22 protein-coding genes and 3 tRNA genes are annotated in these 22,321 nt (G+C 49.9%); 16 read left to right on the top strand and 9 right to left on the bottom strand.

What is annotated here, in order from left to right:
* The coding region (locus tag FCU94_RS14295; protein ID WP_176289180.1) for a leukocidin family pore-forming toxin at positions 1–1,845 on the top strand (1,845 nt) is incomplete at its 5' end.
* A gap of 75 nt (positions 1,846–1,920) precedes the next feature.
* On the opposite strand, the gene FCU94_RS14290 is transcribed toward FCU94_RS14295, so the two are convergent.
* From FCU94_RS14290 to FCU94_RS14270, 5 genes are read right to left on the bottom strand one after another with little or no spacing between them, the layout of a single operon-like run.
* Positions 1,921–2,844, bottom strand: a complete 924-nt coding sequence (locus FCU94_RS14290) for a hydroxymethylglutaryl-CoA lyase (RefSeq protein WP_176289179.1) — start codon at positions 2,842–2,844, stop codon at positions 1,921–1,923.
* Between the two features lie 11 nt (positions 2,845–2,855).
* Positions 2,856–3,656 carry an enoyl-CoA hydratase-related protein gene (locus FCU94_RS14285; protein WP_176289178.1) on the bottom strand — a complete coding sequence of 267 codons (801 nt, stop codon included), beginning with the start codon at positions 3,654–3,656 and terminating at the stop codon, positions 2,856–2,858.
* Between the two features lie 2 nt (positions 3,657–3,658).
* Complete coding sequence (locus FCU94_RS14280; RefSeq protein WP_176289177.1) at positions 3,659–5,263, bottom strand: carboxyl transferase domain-containing protein; 1,605 nt, start codon at positions 5,261–5,263, stop codon at positions 3,659–3,661.
* A 9-nt stretch (positions 5,264–5,272) separates the two neighbouring features.
* The gene (locus FCU94_RS14275; RefSeq protein ID WP_176289176.1) at positions 5,273–6,442 is read right to left on the bottom strand and encodes an isovaleryl-CoA dehydrogenase; all 1,170 of its coding nucleotides are present in this window, start codon (positions 6,440–6,442) and stop codon (positions 5,273–5,275) included.
* A gap of 53 nt (positions 6,443–6,495) precedes the next feature.
* Positions 6,496–6,873 carry a MerR family transcriptional regulator gene (locus tag FCU94_RS14270; RefSeq protein WP_176289175.1) on the bottom strand — a complete coding sequence of 126 codons (378 nt, stop codon included), beginning with the start codon at positions 6,871–6,873 and terminating at the stop codon, positions 6,496–6,498.
* Positions 6,874–7,027: 154 nt separating this feature from the next.
* Between FCU94_RS14270 and FCU94_RS14265 the strand changes: the two genes are divergently transcribed.
* The 12 genes from FCU94_RS14265 (at position 7,028) to FCU94_RS14210 (ending at position 15,881) form a co-directional block, all read left to right on the top strand.
* Positions 7,028–8,242, top strand: coding sequence for a thiolase family protein (locus tag FCU94_RS14265; protein WP_176289202.1), 1,215 nt, complete (start codon positions 7,028–7,030; stop codon positions 8,240–8,242).
* Between the two features lie 23 nt (positions 8,243–8,265).
* Positions 8,266–9,759, top strand: a complete 1,494-nt coding sequence (locus FCU94_RS14260; RefSeq protein WP_176289174.1) for a CoA-acylating methylmalonate-semialdehyde dehydrogenase — start codon at positions 8,266–8,268, stop codon at positions 9,757–9,759.
* 8 nt (positions 9,760–9,767) lie between these two features.
* The gene (locus tag FCU94_RS14255) at positions 9,768–10,922 is read left to right on the top strand and encodes an acyl-CoA dehydrogenase family protein (RefSeq protein WP_176289173.1); all 1,155 of its coding nucleotides are present in this window, start codon (positions 9,768–9,770) and stop codon (positions 10,920–10,922) included.
* A gap of 10 nt (positions 10,923–10,932) precedes the next feature.
* The gene (locus tag FCU94_RS14250; protein WP_176289172.1) at positions 10,933–11,721 is read left to right on the top strand and encodes an enoyl-CoA hydratase; all 789 of its coding nucleotides are present in this window, start codon (positions 10,933–10,935) and stop codon (positions 11,719–11,721) included.
* A gap of 17 nt (positions 11,722–11,738) precedes the next feature.
* Positions 11,739–12,866 (top strand): enoyl-CoA hydratase/isomerase family protein, encoded by a 1,128-nt coding sequence (locus tag FCU94_RS14245; RefSeq protein ID WP_176289171.1) that lies wholly within the window; start codon positions 11,739–11,741, stop codon positions 12,864–12,866.
* 13 nt (positions 12,867–12,879) lie between these two features.
* Positions 12,880–13,782: a 3-hydroxyisobutyrate dehydrogenase gene (mmsB, locus tag FCU94_RS14240; protein WP_176289170.1), complete on the top strand. Its 903-nt coding sequence runs from the start codon at positions 12,880–12,882 to the stop codon at positions 13,780–13,782.
* An 11-nt stretch (positions 13,783–13,793) separates the two neighbouring features.
* Positions 13,794–14,552, top strand: a complete 759-nt coding sequence (locus FCU94_RS14235) for an SDR family oxidoreductase (RefSeq protein WP_176289169.1) — start codon at positions 13,794–13,796, stop codon at positions 14,550–14,552.
* Positions 14,553–14,640: 88 nt separating this feature from the next.
* Entirely contained in the window at positions 14,641–14,985 is a 345-nt protein-coding gene (locus FCU94_RS14230) for a HopJ type III effector protein (RefSeq protein WP_176289168.1), read from the top strand.
* A gap of 43 nt (positions 14,986–15,028) precedes the next feature.
* Complete coding sequence (locus tag FCU94_RS14225) at positions 15,029–15,379, top strand: MmcQ/YjbR family DNA-binding protein (protein WP_176289167.1); 351 nt, start codon at positions 15,029–15,031, stop codon at positions 15,377–15,379.
* A 158-nt stretch (positions 15,380–15,537) separates the two neighbouring features.
* Positions 15,538–15,611 (top strand) — tRNA-Cys (locus FCU94_RS14220).
* Positions 15,612–15,692: 81 nt separating this feature from the next.
* Positions 15,693–15,779, top strand: a tRNA-Leu gene (locus FCU94_RS14215).
* 28 nt (positions 15,780–15,807) lie between these two features.
* Positions 15,808–15,881: transfer RNA gene (locus FCU94_RS14210), tRNA-Cys, on the top strand.
* Positions 15,882–15,931: 50 nt separating this feature from the next.
* Here the strand turns inward: FCU94_RS14210 and FCU94_RS14205 are convergent.
* Positions 15,932–16,921: a sensor domain-containing diguanylate cyclase gene (locus tag FCU94_RS14205; RefSeq protein ID WP_176289166.1), complete on the bottom strand. Its 990-nt coding sequence runs from the start codon at positions 16,919–16,921 to the stop codon at positions 15,932–15,934.
* Between the two features lie 89 nt (positions 16,922–17,010).
* Positions 17,011–17,448 (bottom strand): DUF4174 domain-containing protein, encoded by a 438-nt coding sequence (locus FCU94_RS14200; RefSeq protein ID WP_176289165.1) that lies wholly within the window; start codon positions 17,446–17,448, stop codon positions 17,011–17,013.
* 204 nt (positions 17,449–17,652) lie between these two features.
* Here FCU94_RS14200 and FCU94_RS14195 point away from each other — a divergent pair, with 204 nt between their 5' ends.
* Entirely contained in the window at positions 17,653–18,054 is a 402-nt protein-coding gene (locus FCU94_RS14195; protein WP_176289164.1) for a nitrous oxide-stimulated promoter family protein, read from the top strand.
* A 14-nt stretch (positions 18,055–18,068) separates the two neighbouring features.
* Here the strand turns inward: FCU94_RS14195 and FCU94_RS14190 are convergent, their stop codons facing one another.
* Both FCU94_RS14190 and trxC read right to left on the bottom strand, forming a co-directional pair.
* Positions 18,069–19,229: an MFS transporter gene (locus FCU94_RS14190; RefSeq protein ID WP_176289163.1), complete on the bottom strand. Its 1,161-nt coding sequence runs from the start codon at positions 19,227–19,229 to the stop codon at positions 18,069–18,071.
* A 197-nt stretch (positions 19,230–19,426) separates the two neighbouring features.
* Positions 19,427–19,861 (bottom strand): thioredoxin TrxC, encoded by a 435-nt coding sequence (gene trxC / locus FCU94_RS14185; RefSeq protein ID WP_176289162.1) that lies wholly within the window; start codon positions 19,859–19,861, stop codon positions 19,427–19,429.
* Between the two features lie 104 nt (positions 19,862–19,965).
* Here trxC and FCU94_RS14180 point away from each other — a divergent pair, with 104 nt between their 5' ends.
* Both FCU94_RS14180 and FCU94_RS14175 read left to right on the top strand, forming a co-directional pair.
* Positions 19,966–21,051 (top strand): ketoacyl-ACP synthase III, encoded by a 1,086-nt coding sequence (locus FCU94_RS14180; protein WP_176289161.1) that lies wholly within the window; start codon positions 19,966–19,968, stop codon positions 21,049–21,051.
* Positions 21,052–21,181: 130 nt separating this feature from the next.
* A complete protein-coding gene (locus FCU94_RS14175; protein ID WP_176289160.1) occupies positions 21,182–22,312 on the top strand; it encodes an exonuclease SbcCD subunit D in 1,131 nt (376 codons plus the stop codon).
* Positions 22,313–22,321: the final 9 nt, after the last annotated feature.

Below are 22,321 nucleotides of genomic sequence, written 5' to 3'. Positions count from 1 at the left end.
AAATCCAACCTAATCTTACTGACTGCTTTAGGGGCGATAAGTCCTTATGCGCTGGCAGATGGGATAGATGAGCCTGTTGGCGCTGCGGTGAATCTGTTGAGTCACCTTCAGGATTCAAGTCATGTTAACTACATAAACGCTGCTTACCTAGTGGATAGTAAGGCCGATGTACCGTCACTTTCTGAAGTGCAATCGCAAGTACTTACAGGCAACAAACGATATTTGATTGATTTTAGTACCATCGAGAACGCTTCGGACAAAGCGATCGCGCAAAACAAACTTCGTCAAAGCTTGGGGCTATTTACCCTGGGTGAAATGATTGTTGTGAGTGAACACAAAGGAAAGCTGATGTTTACTCTTCTAGAAGGTGCTGACGACAGCAATATAGGGAGGCTTGAGTATAAACCTAAGTCAAAACGGGTGAAACGCAGTGCCTTTTTAGCGAGTGAATCTGCGAATAATAATAGTATTCCGCGCGTTGCATTCTATATAGAGGCCAAGCGTCGTATTTATGACGAAGAATGTAACCCAACTTGGAACACTTATAAGGGGCCTGTGACCAGCCGGTGGATGTGTACGGACGCCCACATATCACTAATCTACCAAGTGACGTTACAGCGTTCATTAGCGTATGGAACCATTGGCAGTGCGACGCCTGACGCAAAAATAGTGAGAATTGCTATAGACGACGATAGTGCTGGCTCTGGAATAAAGCTTAATCGTGATTTTAGCAAAATATTACTTGTGACTCGTGGTATAGCTTGGCCCGAAGGTGGTGATGAACATGAAATGGTGACGACAGCCATTGCACAGAACTACGACTTTAATTTTAATGCGTCAAATGAAAAAGCCAGCATCTTACGTACTGTGCCAAAAAATAACTTAAACACCAATTACACAAACCGAGAAATATCGACATTTTCTTTTGGTATTGTTGGTGGAGGCGAGGTGAGCGGCGATGGTGCGAAGGGGAAATTGGAGGCGTCAGCGAACTGGACAGAGTCTAAATGGTTATCTTACGACACTAAGGATTATCGTGTTGACCGTCACTCAGACGGCCCTCAGCATGTAGGGTTTGAATGGGCGAGAGAACAATATCCTACCGCCGAGTCGGTGATGAAAACGACGATACATGGCTATACTGCCGGCATTACGCTGCCGGTCGATGAAAGCCGTATCAATAAGATTAGCCACGCCAGCTTTCTACCAAAAATGGAAGTGATCTATGCAGCAGACCCCGGGGCAACGGGCACAACAGAGTTTGATATCGATTCATCCGTTGATATTACTGGATTTAGATACATGACCAATGTTACCCCCTTCTTTGGCGTGCGTACGTACTATGCCAAAGATGATGATCACCAAGTGAAACGGGTAAACAAGAACATTAATTTTGTGGTGGACTGGGATCACCCCGTATTCACGGGAGGAAGACCCGTAAACTTACAGCTAGGTGGGTTTAAAAATCAATGTATCACGGTCAATACGGATCAAACGGTGGCGGTCAATAAGTGTGATGAGAATGACAGTCATCAGGCATTTATTTATAGCAGTGAAGGGCAATATATTAGTGCTTACAATGCGAAGTGGTGCTTAGATAGTGATGATTTATCCAAGGCACAGCCGTGCAGTTTTAGCTTGACTCAACAGTGGCAATGGGCAGAAGTTGCGGGGGAACAGGTCTTAAAAAACACACATTTAGGCCTTTACTTGTCGCACGACAAAAATACCAAGCATTTGAGTATGGAAACCGACACGGATTCACAATCGGAGACGAGTAGCCGAATGTACACACGCTATGTCAATGTGTTCAATGCTTCAACGGTTGAAACTCAGGCGTTTTAGATGTTGTTAATATCATTATAAAAGCCGCTTACAGCGGTGGGGTTACGATGCGAGCCTTCACCGCTATTAGGCAAATCATCTCGCGATTGGGGCCCTTGCTAGAGCGACCTTCGAAGCTGGCTGTTTGTTCAATTTTCCGCAGATGTACCACGCTGCGTCGACTATCTTCTGTATATCTACTCCAGTCTCAATGCCTAACCCATGGCACAGATACAAGACATCCTCGGTGGCCACGTTGCCAGCTGCGCCTTTGGCGTAGGGGCAGCCACCCAAACCGGCGGTGCTTGAGTCAATCACATGAATGCCCATACTCAATGCTTGATAAAGGTTTGCCAGTGCTTGACCATAAGTGTCGTGAAAGTGGGCCGCGAGTTTGGTGGCGGGGACATGGTTGAGCGTCGCATCTAGCATGCGTGCGACCCGAACGGGTGTCCCTGTTCCCACGGTATCGCCCAGAGAGACTTGATCGCAGCCCATTTGGATCATGTTGTGGGTGAGCGTCGCGACTTTTTGCGGCTGGGTGGCGCCATCATAAGGGCAATCTATCACACAGGAGAGGTAACCTCGCACCGGAATGCGGTGTTTGTCGGCCAGTGCGAACACATCCTCAAACCGTTTGAGGCTCTCGGCGACTGAGCAGTGGATATTGCGTTGGCAAAATCCCTCAGACACAGAGGTAAACACCGCCACCCGACTGGCTCCGGCGTCAATGGCCGCTTCTAGACCGCGTAAGTTGGGAGTTAAGGCGGAATAACAGACATGTTTACAACGATTGAGAGCGCTGAATACTTGAGCTGAATCAGCCATTTGTGGCACTCGATGAGCAGAAACAAAGGCGCCGCACTCTATATGGCTCAAGCCACTTTGAGCAAGGCGCTGAATAAACTCCACCTTGTCTTGCGCCGAGACGACGGCTTCATTTTGCAAACCGTCACGTGGACCCACCTCAACGATAGTGACCTTCGGCGGCAGTGAAGAGTGGTCGAGTGATGAGTTCATAATTGAGCGTCCTATGTGGATTGCCAATTGGGGGCGCGTTTGTCGAGAAAAGCGTTGAGTCCCTCTTGCCCTTGAGCAGATACGCGAACCTGAGCAATCAAATCACTGGTATATTGGATGAGTGACTCATTAATCATGTGATGGTCGCAGTGCTGGCACAACGCTTTGGTCATTCGCAGTGCCTCCGGGCCATGCTGCGCCACATTCTCCAACCACTGTTGAGCTTCATTTTTCGCCGCTGGCGCGGAAGCTATATGATGAACAAGACCGAGAGATAGCGCGCTTGAGGCGTTGATCATCTCGGCCGACAACATATAGCGGCGCGCTTGCCTGTTGCCCATCGCGCGGATTACGTAAGGGGCAATGGTTGCCGGAACCAAACCGAGTTTAACCTCGCTCAAACAGAAACGAGCGTCGTCGCTGGCGATCGCCATGTCGCAGCAGCAGATCAATCCCAATGCACCACCAAACGCACTGCCTTGGACCAGCGCCAAAGTCGGTAAGGGTAACGTATCGAGTGTGTGCATTAGCGTGGCAAGCTGATAGGCGTCGGTCAGATTGCTACTGTGGTCTTTATCCGCCATCGAACGCATCCAATCGATATCTGCACCTGCACAAAAATGCTTGCCTTCGCCGCTGAGCATCAGGCCGCGCGCGCTCGGTTGTGTCGCCAGAAAATCCATCGCGTCGAGAAGCTCTGTGATCATTTGTGCATTAAACGCGTTCGCTTGCTCGGGACGATTCAGTGTGAGGTAGGCAAGTCCGTTTGGCTCAAGAGTGAAACGAATATGCTGATACGAATGAGTGGTCATAGCTACATCCTAAAAATGCCAAAATGAGTCGACTCGAGCGGCGCTTGCATCGCTGCTGTTAGTGCTCGGGTGAGTACGCTGCGCGTTTCTTTTGGGTCAATGATCCCGTCGTCCCAAAGGCGAGCGCTAGCGTAGTAGGGATGGCCTTGTTGCTCATACAACTCGAGAATGCTTTGACGAAAGGCTTGCTCTTCTTCCTTTGGCCAATCGCTGTTTTGACGCGCCATGACTTGGCTTCTAACCTGCGTTAACACTCCCGCTGCTTGTTCGCCGCCCATGACAGAGATACGTGCATTCGGCCACATCCACATCATAGTCGGGTCGTACGCCCGACCACACATGGCGTAATTCCCAGCGCCGTAGGAGCCACCAATGACGACGGTAAACTTGGGCACTTCAGCGCACGCGACCGCCATGACCAGCTTCGCTCCGTTCTTGGCAATGCCGCCTTCTTCGACTCTTTTGCCAACCATAAAGCCAGTGATATTTTGTAAAAACAGTAGGGGGATTTGCCGTTTAGTACATAGCTCGATAAAGTGCGCGCCTTTTTGCGCAGATTCAGAAAACAGAATGCCATTGTTGGCCAGAATGCCAATCAGTTGCCCCCCGATACGGGCAAAACCGCACACTAGTGTGGTGCCAAATAGGGCTTTGAACTCATCAAAATCGGAGTCGTCGACCAAACGAGCGATGACTTCTCGAACATCAAACGATAGCTTGAGGTTGGCATTGACGATGCCGTAAAGCTGCTCGGCGGGATAGCGTGGTGGCGGGGCGTCGCTGGCTGGTTCGGCAGGTACGGGCAATCCTGTGTTGGCTAATGCTTGACGGGCAAGCGTCATAGCATGCGCTTCGTTATCAGCATAATAGTCGGCCACGCCAGATTTGCGACAGTGCACCTCTGCACCGCCGAGCTCCTCTTCGCTCACCACTTCTCCAGTCGCGGCTTTCACCAGTGGAGGGCCAGCAAGAAAAATACTCGCCTGTTGCTTGACCATGATGGCCACATCCGACATTGCTGGTATGTAGGCGCCGCCAGCAGTGCATAGACCAAGTACTACCGCGATTTGCGCAATACCTTGGGCCGACATGCGGGCTTGATTGTAAAATATCCGCCCGAAGTGCTCTTTATCGGCGAAGACTTCCGCTTGATGGGGTAAATTTGCGCCACCTGAGTCGACCAAGTACACGCACGGTAGGCGGCAACGCTGAGCGATTTCTTGGGCGCGAAGGTGTTTTTTGACCGTCAATGGGTAATAAGTGCCCCCTTTGACGCTCGGGTCGTTGGCAATGACCATGCAAGGCATGCCGTGTATTAGACCAATCCCCGCGACTACGCCCGCACACGGAACCGACTCTGGGTAGACGTCCCACGCCGCCATTTGGCTAATTTCGAGTAGTTCGGTGTCTTGGTCAAGGAGCAGTACGATCCGCTCTCGCACGGGCATCTTACCTTTGCTGCGCTGGTGCTGCTGCGCCTTATCGCCACCACCTTGTTTGATGGTCGAAAGATCGTGATGCAAACGCTCGACCAGCGACGACATCGCTTGGTAGTTTTGGCGATAGAGATCAGAGTCGAGCTTAATTTTAGTTTCAATCGCAGGCATAGAGGCTCCCTACCAAGACTCGTTAAATAGCTCGCGGCCGATCAACATACGGCGAATTTCCGAAGTGCCCGCGCCAATCTCATACAGCTTGGCATCACGCAGCAGTCGACCCGCGGGGAACTCGTTGGTGTAACCATTACCACCGAGCAATTGAATCGCATCTAGAGCGATCTGGGTCGCGGTTTCGGCGCAATATAAGATCACACCGGCGGCGTCTTTGCGACTTGGTTGCCCTCGGTCGCAGGCCGCAGCAACGGCATAAAGGTACGCTCGGGCGGCATTGGTTTTGGTGTACATATCAGCAAGCTTTGCTTGAACCAATTGAAACTCACCAATTGATTGGCCAAACTGCTTGCGCTCACGCGTGTAGGGCACCACGAGATCCAAACACGCCTGCATGATGCCAAGCGGGCCCGCAGCCAGCACCACCCGCTCGTAATCCAGCCCGCTCATTAGCACCTTGATGCCCTGATTCACCTCACCCAATAGGTTTTCGACCGGGACAGGGCAGTGATCAAACACCAGCTCACAGGTATTGGAGCCTCGCATCCCCAACTTATCGATTTTTTGGGCGTGACTAAACGGGCTCACGCTTTTCTCGACGATAAACGCGCTAATTCCATGCGTCCCCTGGTCGGGTTCGGTTTTGGCGTACACCACTACCACATCGGCGTCTGGTCCATTAGTAATCCACATTTTGCTACCGGAAAGTAGGTAGTGATCGCCGTTTAACGTTGCCTTAAGCTGCATGCTGACCACATCCGAACCGGCATTCGGTTCACTCATTGCCAATGCGCCAATGTGGCTACCCTCGATTAGTTTGGGTAAGAATCGTTTTTTTTGTTCAGCGCTACCGTTACGATAGATTTGGTTGACACACAGATTAGAGTGCGCGCCGTAGCTAAGGCCAACAGAAGCCGAAGCCCGGCTGACCTGCTCTAATGCGATGACATGAGCTAAATAGCCCATGCCTGCGCCGCCGTATTGTTCGCTGACGGTTACGCCGAGTAAGCCCATTTCGCCAAACAGAGGCCACAATTGGTTGGGAAAAGCATTGGCCTCGTCGATTTGCTGCGCGAGTGGAGCAATTTGTTGCTGCGAAAAAGCGTAAACGTGATCACGCAGCAGGGTCAACGAATGGTCGAGACCGAAATCAAGAGGGGAGTAAGGAGCAATCATAACGCCTCCGCATCGCCGCGAATGCAGGGCAACAGAAGACGTGATAATGAAGTTTAGCCGACTTTTTTAACCTCAAGTGCTTGCTCACAACGCTCACGAGCAACATTCAGGTCGTCTAGCATACTTCGGATATCTTCGAGCTGCCGCATTAGCAACGCTTCTTTATCATCAATGATTTTCAGCATCTCTTTTAGCTGAGTATCACCCTGGTGAGTATCGTATAACTCAAAAAGTTCGCGTATTTCGGCCAATGAAAAGCCTAATCGCTTGCCACGCAAAATCAGCTTTAAGCGGGTTTTATCGCGGCGATTATAAATACGCATACTGCCTTTTCGCTCAGGTTGTATTAACCCCTCATCTTCGTAAAAACGGATGCTGCGGGTGGTAATATCAAACTCTCTAGCCAAGTCACTAATCTTATATTTATCCACTGAGCGTCTTTTCCTCATTACTGTTTTCTTAGGCGAAACGGCTCTGACAACAAAAAGCCAACTGAGCCAAAAAATGTTTTGTTGCTTTCTTTACGTTTACGTAAATGTTAGTGCTATGCTTACGTAAACGTCAAGAAATTCTCTGAGTGTCATGATGAATCAAGATGAGATATGGATAGTTGCGGCGAAGCGTACACCAATGGGGCGATTTCAAGGTCAACTTGCCTCCTTTTCTGCTCCAGAACTAGGCAGTATTGCGGTTCGTGCTGCGATCGAGCAGCTTGGCAAGGGCTCATTGATTGAAGAGGTCTTTATTGGCTGTGTATTGCCTGCGGGCTGTGGGCAAGCGCCAGCCAGACAAGTTGCCCTTCATTCGGGGTTATCGCATTCAGTCCCATGCACCACCATCAACAAAGTGTGTGGCTCTGGCATGAAAAGCGTCATGCTCGCCCACGACCTTATCTTGTCTGGTTCGATACGCAGCGCTGTGGCTGGGGGGATGGAGAGCATGACCAACGCCCCGTACTTGTTGAAAGAGTCGCGTAGCGGCATGCGCATGGGGCACAAAACCACGTTTGACCATATGTTTCTCGATGGCTTGCAAGATGCTTATGAGGGCGAGCTGATGGGGGTTTATGGGCAGCAAACTGCGGATAAACTCAATATTAGCCGCGAGGAGATGGACGCTTGGGCGGAGCAATCACTGCAGCGAGCGCTAGCGGCGCAGTCTCAAGGTATGTTCGCGGCTGAGTTAGTGGCCATCGAAACCAACCCTAAGCAATCAATTTGGCTCGATTATGACGAGCTACCTCCGACGATAGACCCAAGCAAAATCGCCAAGCTTCGTCCCGCTTTTAGTGAAAATGGCTCGATAACCGCAGCCAATTCAAGCGCGATTTCTGATGGCGCTGCGGCGCTCATCGTCATGGCGCAATCTAGCGCGGAGCAACATGATATTGCCCCTCTTGCCGTTATCAAAGGTCACGCCACTCATGCTCGCTTGCCAGCAGAATTTACCGTGGCGCCGGTTTATGCGATTGAAGCACTATTGTCAAAGCTTGATTGGGAAGCGTCTGAGGTTGACTTGTGGGAAATCAACGAAGCGTTTGCCGTCGTGGCGCAAATTGCGACTCAAGAGTTGGGACTCGACCCGAGTAAAGTCAACATCAAAGGAGGCGCGTGCGCGTTAGGACACCCGATAGGTGCCAGTGGGGCACGTATTCTTACTACATTGATATACAGCCTACGTCAGTTGCAAGCCTATGGTGTGGATGGCGATGCGACCAAACGGAAAACGATGAAAGGGATAGCCGCAATTTGTATCGGCGGCGGCGAGGCTTGCGCCGTGGCGGTTGAAATCCCTCTCTAAACAACCAAGATAAGGACAGTCACATGACACAACCAGTCTCTTTATTTATCGGTGGGGATTTTTGTCAGTCTGACACCAGCGAATGGATAGAGGTCACCAATCCAGCCAACAATCAGATTATTGCTCAGCTTCCTTGCGCTACGGCAGCGGAAATAGAGCGGGCAATAGAAAGCGCACAAGCTGCTTATCATAGCTGGAAAGAGGTCGCAGTCTCAGAACGCGCGCGGCTTATGTTGCGTTATCAACACCTGTTGAAAGAGCATCATGACGAACTTGCTTGGTTAGTCTCAAAAGAAACGGGGAAAACGACCGTCGACGCCAAAGGTGATGTTTGGCGTGGGATAGAAGTTGTCGAGCAGGCCGCCAACATCGCCAGCAACATGATGGGGGAAACGGTTGAAAACGTGGCGACCGACATCGATAGCTACTCGCTGATTCAACCTCTCGGTGTGTGCTGCGGCATTACCCCCTTTAACTTTCCTGCCATGATCCCTCTATGGATGTTTCCATTGTCAATCGCGGCAGGCAATACCTTTGTTCTCAAGCCTTCAGAACAGGTCCCGCTCACCGCGATGCGCTTGGCTGAGTTATTCGCCCAAGCGGGGGCACCAAAAGGCGTTTTGCAAGTTGTCCATGGCAGCAAAGCGCAAGTGGATTATCTTTTGGCGCACCCGAGCATTAAAGCCGTCTCTTTTGTTGGCTCGGTGCCCGTTGCTAAGCACATTTACCACACAGGAACGGCGTACAACAAGCGAGTCCAAGCTTTCGCCGGGGCAAAAAATCATCTGGTGGTGATGCCTGATGCCAACAAATCCCAAGTGATCAATAACTTAGTTGGAGCATCAGTCGGCGCAGCCGGACAGCGCTGTATGGCCATTTCTGTGGCAGTGTTTGTTGGTGATTCCAGTGCCTGGTTGGGGGATTTGGCTCACGAGTTGGCCAAGGTCAAGCCGGGAGTGTGGGACGATCAACAAGCGGGCTATGGACCGTTAATCAGCAAAGAAGCCAAGGCGCGAGTGCTCGCCCTGATTGAACAAGGCAAAGCGCAAGGGGCAAAATGTGAACTCGATGGTAGCCACTGTGAAGTCGAGGATCATCCCGATGGTAATTGGTTAGGCCCAACCCTGTTTAGCGGCGTAAAGCCCGAGATGGCTATCTATCAAGAGGAGATTTTTGGTCCAGTATTGGTTTGTATAGAAGTGGACACCTTGGAACAGGCGATTGAGTTAATCAACCATAACCCCTATGGCAACGGGACTTCTATCTTCACCTCAAGTGGCGGGGCGGCGAGAAAGTTCCAGCATCAGATCCAAGTCGGTCAAGTCGGGATCAATGTGCCGATTCCAGTGCCTTTGCCTTTCTTTTCGTTTACTGGTTGGCGCGGCAGTTTCTACGGTGATTTGCATGCGTATGGCAAGCAAGCGGTGCGGTTTTACACCGAGACTAAAACCGTGACCGCGCGTTGGTTCGATGATGACATTCCAACCGGTCCGAATATGTCTATTCAATTGCGCTAGGAGGCAACATGGACTTTGAACTCAATCCGGATCAAGTCGCGTTTGCAGATACGGCCGCGCAATTTGCCCGCGACAATCTAGCCCCTAACGCTGCGCAGTGGGACGAACAGCAAATTTTTCCTAAAGAGGTATTGCGTGAGGCAGGCGAGCTCGGCTTTCTCAGTTTGTATACTCCTGAGGCTCGCGGAGGGCTGGGGTTAAGCCGTTTAGATGCGTCAATCATCTTTGAACAATTGGCCATGGGTTGCACCTCGACGACCGCGTTTATGACCATTCACAACATGGTTACGTGGATGGTGGCCAGCTTCGCCACAGACAACGCAGCAGCGCATTACTGCCCTAAGTTGGTAACTGGCGAATGGTTGGGTTCATATTGTTTAACAGAACCTAATGCTGGCTCCGATGCCGCCTCGCTCACCACGAGTGCAACCAAAGTAGATCAAGGCTACTTACTCAATGGCAATAAAGTGTTTATTTCTGGCGCGGGTGAAACGGATGTGCTGGTGGTAATGGCGCGCACCGGTGGTGCAGGTGCAAAAGGTGTGTCGGCCTTTGTGCTACCCGCAGACAGTCAAGGCATTCGTTATGGGCGCAAAGAGCCCAAAATGGGTTGGAACTCGCAGCCCACCCGCAGCATCAGTTTTGACAATGTTTTGGTGAGTCAGGACAGTTTACTCGGCCAAGAAGGGCAAGGTTTTGTCTTTGCGATGAAGGGGCTCGATGGCGGGCGAATTAATATTGCGACCTGCTCTGTTGGTACCGCGCAACAAGCGCTGAATGAAGCGCTCGACTATGTTCAGCAGCGCCGTCAATTTGGTCAATCCCTCGGCGATTTTCAGGCTATTCAGTTTAAGCTTGCCGATTTAGCTACCGAGTTAGTGGCTGCGCGCCAATTGGTGAGAATGGCGGCGAGCAAGCTGGATAACCAAGATCGTGATGCCACAACTTACTGCGCGATGGCGAAACGTTTTGCCACCGATGTTGGGTTTCGTGTCTGCGATCAAGCTCTGCAGCTGTTCGGCGGTTACGGTTATATCAAAGAGTACCCTATGGAGCGCTATTTTAGAGACGTGCGTGTCCATCAGATCTTAGAGGGAAGCAATGAAATCATGCGTTTGATTATCGCCAGACGCCTACTGGAAGATAGTGCCAAGCAACTATGAGGAATAGAACATGACACAGGACAGTGAACAGTGGATACAGTGCACAATCGACAACCATGTTGCGTTGCTTACAATCAATAACCCACCCGCCAATACCTGGACCCGAGCGAGCTTGATTGCCCTAAAGCAGTTAGTGACTCGGCTTAATAAGAACTTGGATGTGTACGCTTTGGTGTTAACAGGGCAGGGGGGTAAGTTTTTTTCAGCGGGCGCCGATCTCAACCTATTTGCTTCTGGCGACAAATCGGTAGCGGCCGACATGGCGCGCGTATTTGGCGAAGCGTTTGAGGCCCTAGCAGCGTTTCGCGGTGTCTCGATTGCTGCGATCAATGGTTTTGCGATGGGCGGCGGCCTTGAAGCAGCACTCGCTTGTGACATTCGAATCGCTGAGCAGCAAGCCAAATTAGCGTTACCTGAAGCGAAGGTAGGGTTATTGCCCTGTGCGGGTGGTACTCAAAATTTAACCGCATTGGTCGGTGAAGGCTGGGCGAAACGGATGATTTTGTGTGGTGAACAACTAACCGCAAAGCAAGCGTTCGATATCGGCTTAGTGGAAGAGGTCGTGGCAAGTGGTGAGGCGCGAGTTTGCGCTATCGCGCTGGCGGAGAAGGTTGCTCATCAATCCCCATCGTCGGTCAGCGCTTGTAAAGCCCTGATCCAAAATAACCGCTCTGCGCCTATCGCGCACGGGTTAGTCAAAGAGCGCGAGCTGTTTATTCAACTTTTTGATACTGAAGATCAACAAGAAGGCGTGAACGCCTTTCTTGAAAAACGCCCACCGCAGTGGAAAAACCGCTAGGGTAATGGAGGTGTATTATGAGTGATAATGTTCACTTTACTGAGCTCCCTTGCAGTGATGGAGTGCATAAAATCGCTGTCGCGACACTCGATAATCCGGCATCACTCAACGCGCTAACGCTCGATATGCTCACCGACTTAAAACAGCAGTTAGTGTTATGGCATGACGACGAAAGCATTGTTTGTGTGGTGCTTGAAGGCGCGGGCGAGAAAGCCTTTTGCGCCGGGGGAGATGTACGCACCATGCATCAATGGATGCAAAGCGGTCCTGCTGAGCAAACCCAAGAAAGGTGCAGTCACTTTTTTACCATTGAATACCAATGTGACTATCTTATCCATACCTACTGCAAGCCGATCATTGCGTGGGGACAGGGCATCGTCATGGGGGGAGGCATGGGCCTTTATATGGGGGCGAGTCATAAGGTGGTGACCCCCGATTCACGATTGGCGATGCCGGAAGTCAGCATTGGCCTCTACCCCGACGTGGGAGGGACCTGGTTTCTCAACCGGCTAGACAGTGGCGTAGGCATGTTTTTAGGCCTTACTGGTGTGATGGTCAATGCCACCGATGCCGTTGCCATTCATCTCGCCGACCATTTGGTGATGCCGCAGCACAGGCAACAACTCACCGAGCAATTGCAGATAGCAGACTGGGAATGTGTCGATGATGTCTATGAAGTGGTCACGGAACTGCTAGAAGGCTTTGCTTTGCAGGTGAATCACCAGCCACAAGCGCAGATGGTCCCTTACTTAGGTCAAATTCGTTTGGCGTGCAGCGCCGACAACGTGATTCAAGTTCTGGATAACATTCAAGCGATTCAAGGTGACAGTAAGTGGCTCGACGTCGCCAAAGCAAACTCAAAGTTGGGCAGCCCCATTACCGCGCACCTCTGCTTTCGCCAGATGACTCAATATCGCGATTTATCTCTCGCAGATTGCTTTCGTTTAGAGCTCAACATTTCAGTGCGTAGCGCGCTACTTGGAGAGTTCCAAGAAGGTGTGCGAGCTCGATTGGTCGATAAAGACGGCCAACCTAGGTGGCGATATCCAAACGTAGCGGCGGTGGAACCCGAGGTCATTGATGAACTGTGTCGTTCACTGTGGCCGCTCGATGCTCACCCTCTGGCACAGCTTGGACACTATTAAAGGAGAGTAGACTATGCAAACCATTGCGTTTATTGGCTTGGGCAACATGGGAGCGCCTATGGCGCACAACTTACTCGCGGCAGGTCTGAGAGTACAAGTCTTCGACCGGATTGAAGCCTTGACTGAACCACTGAGCAAAGCGGGCGCCGTAGTGTGTGGGTCGATTGAACAAGTCGTTGTAGGCGCCGATGCCGTGGTGACCATGTTACCTGCGGGTGAGCATGTTAAAAGCGTCTATTTAGGAGCAAATAAGTCTAAAGGTGTGGTCGACTCTGTACAGGAATCGACGTTGTTAATTGACTCGTCGACGATCGATCCTGAGTCTGCTCGTATCGTCGCGGCCGCGGCGGCTGAACGTGGGATTGACTTTGCCGATGCGCCTGTTTCTGGCGGGGTGGCGGGCGCGAAGGCGGGTACGCTGACTTTTATTGTCGGCGGTAGCGATCAAGCCTTTCAACGTGCAGAGCAAGTTTTACGTCATATGGGTAAGAATATCTTTCATGCGGGAGAAAGTGGTTGTGGTCAAATAGGCAAGATTTGCAACAATCTGATGTTAGGTATTTTGATGTCTGGTACTTGTGAGGCGCTTAATTTGGGTATCGCGAACGGACTCGACCCCAAGGTTCTTTCCAATATCATGCTGCAAAGCTCCGGACGCAATTGGGCTCTAGAGCTGTACAACCCGTGCCCGGGCGTAATGGAAAACGCGCCTGCGTCGAATCAGTATCAGCCGGGATTTATGACCAAACTGATGCTCAAAGATTTAGGCCTGGGCCTTGAGGCGGCCGCGCAAAGTCACTCGCCGGTTCCCATGGGGGCTTTGGCCCGCAATTTGTACGCGTTTCACACTCAGAACGGACATCAAGAAACAGATTTTTCGAGTTTATTCGAGTTTTATCGTCAACAGCAAGGTTAAAGGAGAGCGACATGGATTTGAAGCAGAGTGTCGTTGCGATCACCGGGGCAGGACAAGGGCTGGGGCAGATGATGGCCGTGACCCTTGCCCATGCTGGCGCAGAGCTCGCCTTACTCGATGTTAACCAAGAGGCACTAAATGAGACTAAGCAACAGTGTTTGATGCTCGGTACGAAAACCTTAACCTATCAAGTCGATGTAACCCAAGAAAATCAAGTAGAACAGATATTTAACGACATCATCGACGACTTTGGACAACTTAATGGCCTAGTGAACAATGCCGGCATACTGCGAGATGGGTTGTTGGTGAAAGTCAAAGAGGGAAAAGTGACCAAGCTGCCTCTCGAGCAGTTTAGTTCGGTGCTAGATGTAAACCTAACCGGAACATTTTTGTGTGGCCGAGAGGCCGCAGTGAAAATGATTGAAACCGACTCGAAAGGGGTGATCATCAATATCTCCAGTGTGGCACGTGCAGGTAATATCGGACAAAGCAACTACGCCGCTTCCAAAGCCGCCGTCGCGACCCTTGCGACCACGTGGGCGAAAGAGTTGGCAAGGTATGGAATCCGAGCAGCGGCGATCGCCCCCGGCGTTATTAAGACACCAATGGCTGCGCAGATGAAGCCAGAGGCTATTGCTCGATTAGAATCTATGATCCCAGCTGGTCGTATGGGAGAGACCTCAGAAATTGCAAACACAGTGAAGTTTATCTTTGAGAACGACTATATCAATGGGCGAGTGATTGAAGTGGACGGCGGGATAAGAATGTAGTTTCTTTCGACGCAAACGGCATGGTTCGGTTGGCTTCTCGAGTGCTCTGCTATAGAGTGTGGGTAGCAAATAAGGAGCACCGAACAACATGGAACTAGCAAAATTTCTTGAAAGCCTCTCGACAAGCCCTGATTCAATTCAGTTTGAAGATACCATGGCTGTCATTGACGCGAACTACGATTTCACGCCGACAGCGTTTGTAAATGGCAAAACCTTGAATGATGCCAACCAAAACAATGGCTCATGCAAAATCTTTGCTTTTGGTCAGCTTAACCAACTCGACGTGCCATCGACATTAGCTTGTTTTGGTCAGTTTTATCGCGAGGATGTGCTGGGTAACCCAGATGGACAGGACCATGCAAACATTCGCAATTTTATCTCTTTCGGTTGGCAAGGCGTCAAATTCGAAGGTGATGCGTTAGCGACTAAATAACTTATTGAGGAGCTTAGTGCTCCTTTTTAGCTCAGGATGAAATATGGATAATCTAACGCTTGCAAAGTTTTTAGACACATTTAATTGTGCTGAAGCTGACTATCCCTTTGGGCCCGAAGCGCTTGTTTATAAAGTAAAAGGTAAAATGTTCGCAATTTTGGCTGAACGTGAAGGGCGCGAGTATGTGACGGTTAAAGTTGTGCCTGAAGACGGCGAGGTCCTGACCTCGCAATTTGTCGATATTACACCTGGCTATCATACCAATAAGCGACATTGGGTGACCGTGTATTATCCTGGCGATGTGGAAGATGGTTTGGTGGAAGACTTGTGTGAACGCTCGTATCAGTTGGTGGTAAGTAAACTCCCTAAGGCTCAACGCGCACTCTTAGCCTAAACGCACGCGAGTTTGCGGTAAATCAGATCAAACAATCAGCATATTGGTTCAAAACTCAGCAAACAAAATAAAAAATGCTATTTTTGTTTGACTCTCATCGCGCAATCCGTAAAGTATGCAGCGAACGCAAGGGGGAACCTAAAGCGTTGAAAGAAAAGGGCGCGTTGGCAGAGTGGCTATGCAGCGGATTGCAAATCCGTGGACCTCGGTTCGACTCCGGGACGCGCCTCCATTTTCTTTTCTCTAGCGAGTTTCGCAGAAATATTTTAGATGGTGTTTATCGTACTAAACGGCATCACAAAGTAATTTGTGTGCCCTGGTGGTGGAATTGGTAGACACAAGGGATTTAAAATCCCTCGGCGTTCGCGCTGTGCCGGTTCAAGTCCGGCCCGGGGCACCATCTCTTATAGAGACCCAAAACTTGGTCTGGCGCGTTGGCAGAGTGGCTATGCAGCGGATTGCAAATCCGTGGACCTCGGTTCGACTCCGGGACGCGCCTCCATTCATTTAAAAAGCCAGTCATCGCGACTGGCTTTTTTGCATTTAGATCTTTTATTCAGTTAGGTACGCGCGGGTTGCGCTAGTGGTGAGATCCACCACGGTAACGCCGTGTTTGCCGTTTTTCTTCACTTGATACATTGCACTGTCTGCTTGTTGGTAAATATCTTCAAATCTATGTGTCAAACCTTGATAAAAGCAGACACCAATACTGAAGCCTATTTGCGACTGTTGACGAGCATCAAGGCTGTGCGGCTCAGTATCGGTGAGTAGGTTGTCGCATAACATCATTAATGCATTTTGCGATAACGAGTGCGACAGAATAACGAACTCATCGCCACCTAAGCGACCAATTTGAACATCGTTTGGACAAAGATGTTTTAACTTATCAGCGATAGTGATCAGTAAGCGGTCGCCAGCGTGATGACCCAGATCATCGTTGACTGACTTGAAATTATCAATATCAACAAAAACCAACGCTTGGATTGCATCAGGCCTGCTATGTTGCTGTTGTTCGTAAAAGGCTTGTTCGATAGCGCTGCGGTTAAGTAGCCCCGTCAAGGGATCGCTATTGGCCAGCTTGGCTAACTGTTGCTCATAGCGTTTTTCTTGGGTGATGTCGATGTGAGTTCCCATCATTCTTAACGGATTGCCATCATTATCGTATTCGACAATCCTTCCTCTGTCGGATACCCAGCTATCACTGCCATCTTTGTGAACCATGCGGTGAACCACCTGATAGAGGTCCGTTTTGCCCGCGATGTGGTCTTCAAATGCGCCTACCGCGAGGTCGTAGTCGTCGGGGTGTAAGTTGTTTTTCCAGGTCTCGACAGTGGCGGTTAACTCATGAGGTTGATAACCGAGCATCTTGCCCCACTGCATGTTGAAAATGGTGAGCGTGCCACTGGGGACGTGCTGCTCCCATAAACACAAGCCATTGCCATCTAGAGCAACGTTGAGCTTTTCTTGTAGACGAGCATTGTCTTTTTTGAGCTGCTGGTTCTCTTGCTCTAGCCGTTTGATTCTATCCAAATACTCTTTCATGCCATCCCTTCTACCTGCGACTGTCAGGTTAGGGCCAATAGTACGAAACTTGTCATTAAATAGCTATTGAGTCGGGACGAGGGTGAGACTCATGCGGAGCAAGGACTGGTCTTTCGCGCCATCTCTTGCTTACGCATCGGCATTCCGTCGATGACGCGTTTGACTTTGTCCCAATCGGTCGACTTCTCCCAGCGCAGTTTTTCACTGCCATCTTTGCCTATCAAAACCGCGGTATGAGAGCCGGGAACAATATCATAGACGGCGAACAGTTCAGCGAGGTTGAACTCAAACTTGACCCATTTGGGTTGGGTAAAACCATCTTCAGTGACGACGAGGGTCACCAAGTCTCTATCTTGCAATTCACATTCATTGATCAAGGTTTCGAGGAGAAACTGTTTAACGTACTCATCGTTGCTGGGGGCAAAGTAGATCACGCTACGATGAGACCATTGATAGGAGTGACTTGGATAGGCTGCACACACCGCACTGAATAGCGTGGCGATCAATATCAGGATCATCGTTCGCATAACCTGACTCCTCGGCTCGTCAAAATAGTAACATCATCGCTTTGTATTACGTTAAGTGTAGGTGTTCAGCTCACTTTTAAAGTACTAAAATCATGCCCATCTAGCGTAGCGGGTTAGGTTGGGTTTTAGCTACATCAAAGTTCTGAACCAGTTTAGTGATACAGTAGAGAGACTTATTTATCAGCCAAGCCTTCTCAACAAAACATGAATAGCTCTAAATTACTTCAAGGCCCACTTGTCACCGAATTCAAAACGGTGCAAGCGATGGTGAGGATCTATTGCCGCGATCACCACAATAGTGATCAAACGTTTTGCGCTGAGTGTCAACAACTGCTTGAATACGCGGAAACTAAGCTTGATCGCTGTCCCTATGGTGAACAGAAACCGACCTGTAATCGATGCCCTATTCATTGCTATAAAGCGGAACAAAAGCGCCAAATGCGCTTAGTGATGCGTTACGCAGGACCTCGAATGTTGTTTCCTCATCCATGGCTTGCTATTCGGCATTTACTTCATGAGCGACGTGCCGTGCCGGGTAAACCTGTTGCGAATGTATCTAACCGTCATCGACGTAAGCAGTCGATAAAAGAACAAAGGGATGCATAATGCACCCCTTAGCTCTACTCGCCCGCCACCGCTTGGCGCTTGGTTTTAATACTGGCAATGAGCATGTAGAAGCATGTCGCGAGTAATGTGGCAAATAGGTACTTCATTAAGCCTTGGCTACCATCCATAAACCCATCAGCTACGACGGGACCAGCGACTGAGCCGATACTATAGCTAAACAACATCACTTGCGTTGCCGAGACAATGTAGCTTGCATCCAACTTGTCACAGCCAAGGTTGATTGCAACAGGATACAGCGCGAACGTTGCCATACCCAATAGGAATAGGCCCGAAGCGAGGGCGTGTAGTCCTTGGAACATAGTGGTTAGCGTGATCGCTGCGACTCCAAGTAAACAGAACATCGCCATTAGCAGCGTGCGTCCTAAAAACTTGGACAACCAAGGGATTAACGGTTGTACCGCCATCCCACCTAAAATTACTACCGCCATTAAGCTGCCGATGTCTGCATTGTTGATGCCGCGCTTGTGTAACTCGACTGGCATTAAGCCATACATCGCACCGAGCGTTAGTCCGGAAACCACACAGCCAATAATAGCAGCGTGGTTGAGTTTACAGATCTGTTTGAGTGTTAATGGTGTACTGTGCTGACTTTCTGGTTGGTCACTTTCGCCGAAAAGAAGAACCATCACAGCCAATATCAGCAAGGTGACAATAGCGATAAATGGCACCCCACCAGACACACCAATCATGCCAATACCCAGTTGGCCGAGCGAACTACCACCATATAAGGCGCCCATGTAGAGACCAAGACGCTTCGCGCGCGCGGCGTCATCGCCGTGTAGAAGCCAAGACTCAACGATCACAAATACGCCAGCGACCGCAATTCCCGCAATTAAACGAGCGCTCACCCAAACAGAAGAGAGAGGCAGCAAGGGTAGCACGACGATGGTCGTCATCAATGTGACCAAACAGAGAACAAATGCATTACGATGTCCCAGCTTAGTGACCAACGGTTCGATACCAATAGCACCGATGAGTAAGCCCGCGTAAAACACGCTTGCCAACCAACTGGCTAATGTGGAGTCGAGGCCATAATGAGGCAGCATTAGCGGGATCAGGCTCATAAGGTAACCGGATGCAACCGCGTATAGTGCCAACGCGATAACCGGAACAGAAATACGCGCTTGTTGAGTAGCGACAACCGAATTTTGCAACGTTTTTGCCTCGATAGTATGGAGTAAAAATTCTAAAAATCGGCGCGACTATGGAGTGAAAGGGAGGGGAGGTAAAACGAAAAGTTTTAACCATAACGACAAAAAATGTCTATCGTCATGATTGGCCAATAAATAAAAGAAAAAGTGACTCATTTCAATTAAATAAGTCACTTTTCATCGCTACTATAAAATCATATTTATTTAGTCAGTGCTTGATTAAGCCATTGATCGAATTGGCTCTTTGGCAAAGCGCCGTTAATGACATCCACTTTTTTTCCGTTTTTAAAGACCATTATCGTTGGAATGCTGCGAATCTGATACTTAGCAGCAATATTTTGCTGGCTTTCGGTATCAATTTTTACAAATCGAACAGACTTAGCGCGTTCTTTGGCAACGTCGGAAAACACTGGCGCAAATCCAACGCATGGATTACACCAAGGGGCCCAAAAATCGACCACAACTGGATGGTTGCTTGATAAAATTGCGTCAAAGTTTACTTCCGTGCCTTCGATTGGTGCGCCATCTAACAGTGGTGCTTGGCACTTACCACAGGTAGGGCTTTCAGAGATACGCTCGTTTGGCACGCGATTCACGGCCGAGCAAGACGGACAGCGTGTGTTAAAGGTAGACATGACTTTTCTCTCGTTGTTCTTTTCAATTAGGTGACAGTAATTGCCATAGCTAGTTATACTCTGAAACCAACGAGTGATTCAAATAACAAAATCATAGGCTCAGAATGAAAAATTTCTATGCAGAAATTGTCGGCTGGGGGAAATGCCTGCCACCAGCGACACTCTCCAATGAGGACTTAAGCACCTTTCTCGACACATCGGATGAATGGATTCGTACTCGAACTGGGATCGAAAACCGTCGTATTAGCCACGTGAATACGTCCGATATGGCGACGGTTGCGGCGAAACACGCGCTTGCGTGCGCTGGCGTAAACGCAGATCAAATTGACCTTATCATTATCGCGACTTGTTCACCGGATTCACTGATCCCAAACATTGCCTCAAAAGTGTCGCAAAATTTAGGTATCAAGGCGGCAACGGCGTTCGATCTTAACGCCGCGTGTACTGGCTTTGTGTATGGTTTGGAAACGGCGACTCGCCTGATGCAGGCGGGCAACTATCAAAACGCGATAGTGGTTGGGGCTGAGCGCTTGTCTTTTTTCATTGATTGGACGATGCGTGACACAGCGGTACTGTTTGGTGACGGTGCGGGCGCTGTGGTATTGAGCCGCACCGATCAGCCTGTTGGGTTACAGCAAGCACAGCTTGGTTGTGACTCGAAAGGTCGAGACATTCTATCTGTGCCTGAATTTGGTACGTCAATGAACCGCTTTGCCGCAGATAACGGTTACTGGGATTTCAACTTTGTCGGCAAAGAGATCTTCAAGCGAGCGGTGAAAGGCATGGGCGCAGCGGCGCAAAGCGTTCTCACTCGTAGCCAGCTCTCGACCGAAGACGTCGATGTGGTGATCCCGCACCAAGCCAACATCCGTATTATCCAGACCTTGTGTGACTTATCGGGCATCAGCCAAGACAAAGCGTTTGTCAATATTCACAATTACGGTAATACGTCTGCCGCGACCGTACCTATCGCTCTGTGTGAAGCGCTGGAACAAGGCTTTGTTAAACCGGGCGATAATCTGCTGTTAGCCGCGTTTGGCGCGGGGCTTACTTGGGGGGCTGGCCACATCAAGTGGGGTCAACGTGTTACGCCTATTTCCGAGAGCGATGCCGCGTTACCACCATGCGATAAATCCGCACTAGAGTTGCTGGATGAAGCGATAACGTATTGCCAGCGAAAAGGTCAGTGACTTAGACGAATTGACCATGTCAAACCGCGCTCTGGCGCGGTTTGTAGTTTTTAAGCGCAGTACGATAAAACTACAAAGTTCGTCCAGCACTAAGTTGGGGCGAAAAGTATAAGAATGATAAAGGGCTTGCATGAAGTTTCTTCATACCTCGGATTGGCACTTAGGCCGTCAGTTTCACAACGTCTCCTTACTCGATGACCAAAAAGTTGTCTTGCAGCAGATCATCGAATATGTCACTCATCATCCGGTCGATGCGCTTGTCATTGCGGGTGATATCTATGACCGTTCGGTCCCGCCCACTTCGGCGATTGAAGTCATGAATGATTTTGTTGATCGCGTGTGCGGAGAGCTAAAACTGCCAATCATTCTTATTCCAGGTAACCACGACGGCGCCCAGCGCCTGGGTTTTGGCTCGGGGCGAATGCGGACATCGGGTTTACATATCATCGGCAACTTTGAGCAAATGCTTACGCCGGTAGTTATAGATTCGAGCGAGGGGCCGGTGGCATTTTACGGCATGCCTTATAACGACCCAGAGCTTGTGCGTCACCACTATAAGCAGAGCCTTTCCACCCACGATGAGGCACACCAACTATTAGCCGAAAAAATCCGAGAACAATGGGTAGAAGGGCACAAGAATGTGTTGATCAGCCACTGTTTCGTCGACGGCGCGATAGAATCAGATTCTGAACGACCGCTCTCAATCGGCGGCTCGGATAGAGTCAGTCATGAACACTTCAGCGACTTTGACTATGTCGCACTTGGTCATTTGCATCAGCCGCAAAAGAAAGGCGAAGAGTACATTCGTTACTCCGGGTCTTTGATGAAATACAGCTTCTCTGAGCAGCATCAGAAAAAGGGCATGACATTAGTTGAACTCGATCATCAGGGTTTTCATTCGGCCACCCACATTGATCTCGCCGCTCCGCATCAAATGCGCATCATTGAAGGTGAAATGGAGTCGATTATCGAACAGGCGAAAACCGACCCCAATGGTCACGACTATTTATTAGTTCGATTGATGGATAACCATGCAATTTTAAATCCGATGGAGAAGCTTCGTGCTGTATATCCCAATGTCCTGCATCTAGAAAAGCCCGGCATGTTAGTCGGTGTTGAGCAACCGATGAGCAAAGCTAAGTTGGCGCGCAGTGAAATGGACATGTTTCGTGATTTCTTTTTAGAGGCGCAAGACACCTCACTAACTAAAGAGCAAGACGCTGCGATTAACGACATCATCAAACAGCTCCATCAGCAGTAAGGGACCACG

The sequence above is a fragment of the Vibrio sp. JPW-9-11-11 genome, assembly GCF_013369335.1.
In the GTDB taxonomy this organism is placed as follows: Bacteria; Pseudomonadota; Gammaproteobacteria; order Enterobacterales; family Vibrionaceae; genus Vibrio.
This window is presented reverse-complemented; position numbering and strand designations above follow the sequence as displayed.

What these genes read in the sequence shown, in the direction of transcription:
- FCU94_RS14290 (WP_176289179.1), bottom strand. Translation starts at nt 2,844, where the DNA reads ATGAACTCATCACTCGACCACTCTTCACTGCCGCCGAAGGTCACTATC.
- FCU94_RS14285 (WP_176289178.1), bottom strand. Translation starts at nt 3,656, where the DNA reads ATGACCACTCATTCGTATCAGCATATTCGTTTCACTCTTGAGCCAAAC.
- FCU94_RS14280 (WP_176289177.1), bottom strand. Translation starts at nt 5,263, where the DNA reads ATGCCTGCGATTGAAACTAAAATTAAGCTCGACTCTGATCTCTATCGC.
- FCU94_RS14275 (WP_176289176.1), bottom strand. Translation starts at nt 6,442, where the DNA reads ATGATTGCTCCTTACTCCCCTCTTGATTTCGGTCTCGACCATTCGTTG.
- FCU94_RS14265 (WP_176289202.1), top strand. Translation starts at nt 7,028, where the DNA reads ATGAATCAAGATGAGATATGGATAGTTGCGGCGAAGCGTACACCAATG.
- FCU94_RS14260 (WP_176289174.1), top strand. Translation starts at nt 8,266, where the DNA reads ATGACACAACCAGTCTCTTTATTTATCGGTGGGGATTTTTGTCAGTCT.
- FCU94_RS14255 (WP_176289173.1), top strand. Translation starts at nt 9,768, where the DNA reads ATGGACTTTGAACTCAATCCGGATCAAGTCGCGTTTGCAGATACGGCC.
- FCU94_RS14250 (WP_176289172.1), top strand. Translation starts at nt 10,933, where the DNA reads ATGACACAGGACAGTGAACAGTGGATACAGTGCACAATCGACAACCAT.
- FCU94_RS14245 (WP_176289171.1), top strand. Translation starts at nt 11,739, where the DNA reads ATGAGTGATAATGTTCACTTTACTGAGCTCCCTTGCAGTGATGGAGTG.
- mmsB (WP_176289170.1), top strand. Translation starts at nt 12,880, where the DNA reads ATGCAAACCATTGCGTTTATTGGCTTGGGCAACATGGGAGCGCCTATG.
- FCU94_RS14235 (WP_176289169.1), top strand. Translation starts at nt 13,794, where the DNA reads ATGGATTTGAAGCAGAGTGTCGTTGCGATCACCGGGGCAGGACAAGGG.
- FCU94_RS14230 (WP_176289168.1), top strand. Translation starts at nt 14,641, where the DNA reads ATGGAACTAGCAAAATTTCTTGAAAGCCTCTCGACAAGCCCTGATTCA.
- FCU94_RS14225 (WP_176289167.1), top strand. Translation starts at nt 15,029, where the DNA reads ATGGATAATCTAACGCTTGCAAAGTTTTTAGACACATTTAATTGTGCT.
- FCU94_RS14205 (WP_176289166.1), bottom strand. Translation starts at nt 16,921, where the DNA reads ATGAAAGAGTATTTGGATAGAATCAAACGGCTAGAGCAAGAGAACCAG.
- FCU94_RS14200 (WP_176289165.1), bottom strand. Translation starts at nt 17,448, where the DNA reads ATGCGAACGATGATCCTGATATTGATCGCCACGCTATTCAGTGCGGTG.
- FCU94_RS14195 (WP_176289164.1), top strand. Translation starts at nt 17,653, where the DNA reads ATGAATAGCTCTAAATTACTTCAAGGCCCACTTGTCACCGAATTCAAA.
- trxC (WP_176289162.1), bottom strand. Translation starts at nt 19,861, where the DNA reads ATGTCTACCTTTAACACACGCTGTCCGTCTTGCTCGGCCGTGAATCGC.
- FCU94_RS14180 (WP_176289161.1), top strand. Translation starts at nt 19,966, where the DNA reads ATGAAAAATTTCTATGCAGAAATTGTCGGCTGGGGGAAATGCCTGCCA.
- FCU94_RS14175 (WP_176289160.1), top strand. Translation starts at nt 21,182, where the DNA reads ATGAAGTTTCTTCATACCTCGGATTGGCACTTAGGCCGTCAGTTTCAC.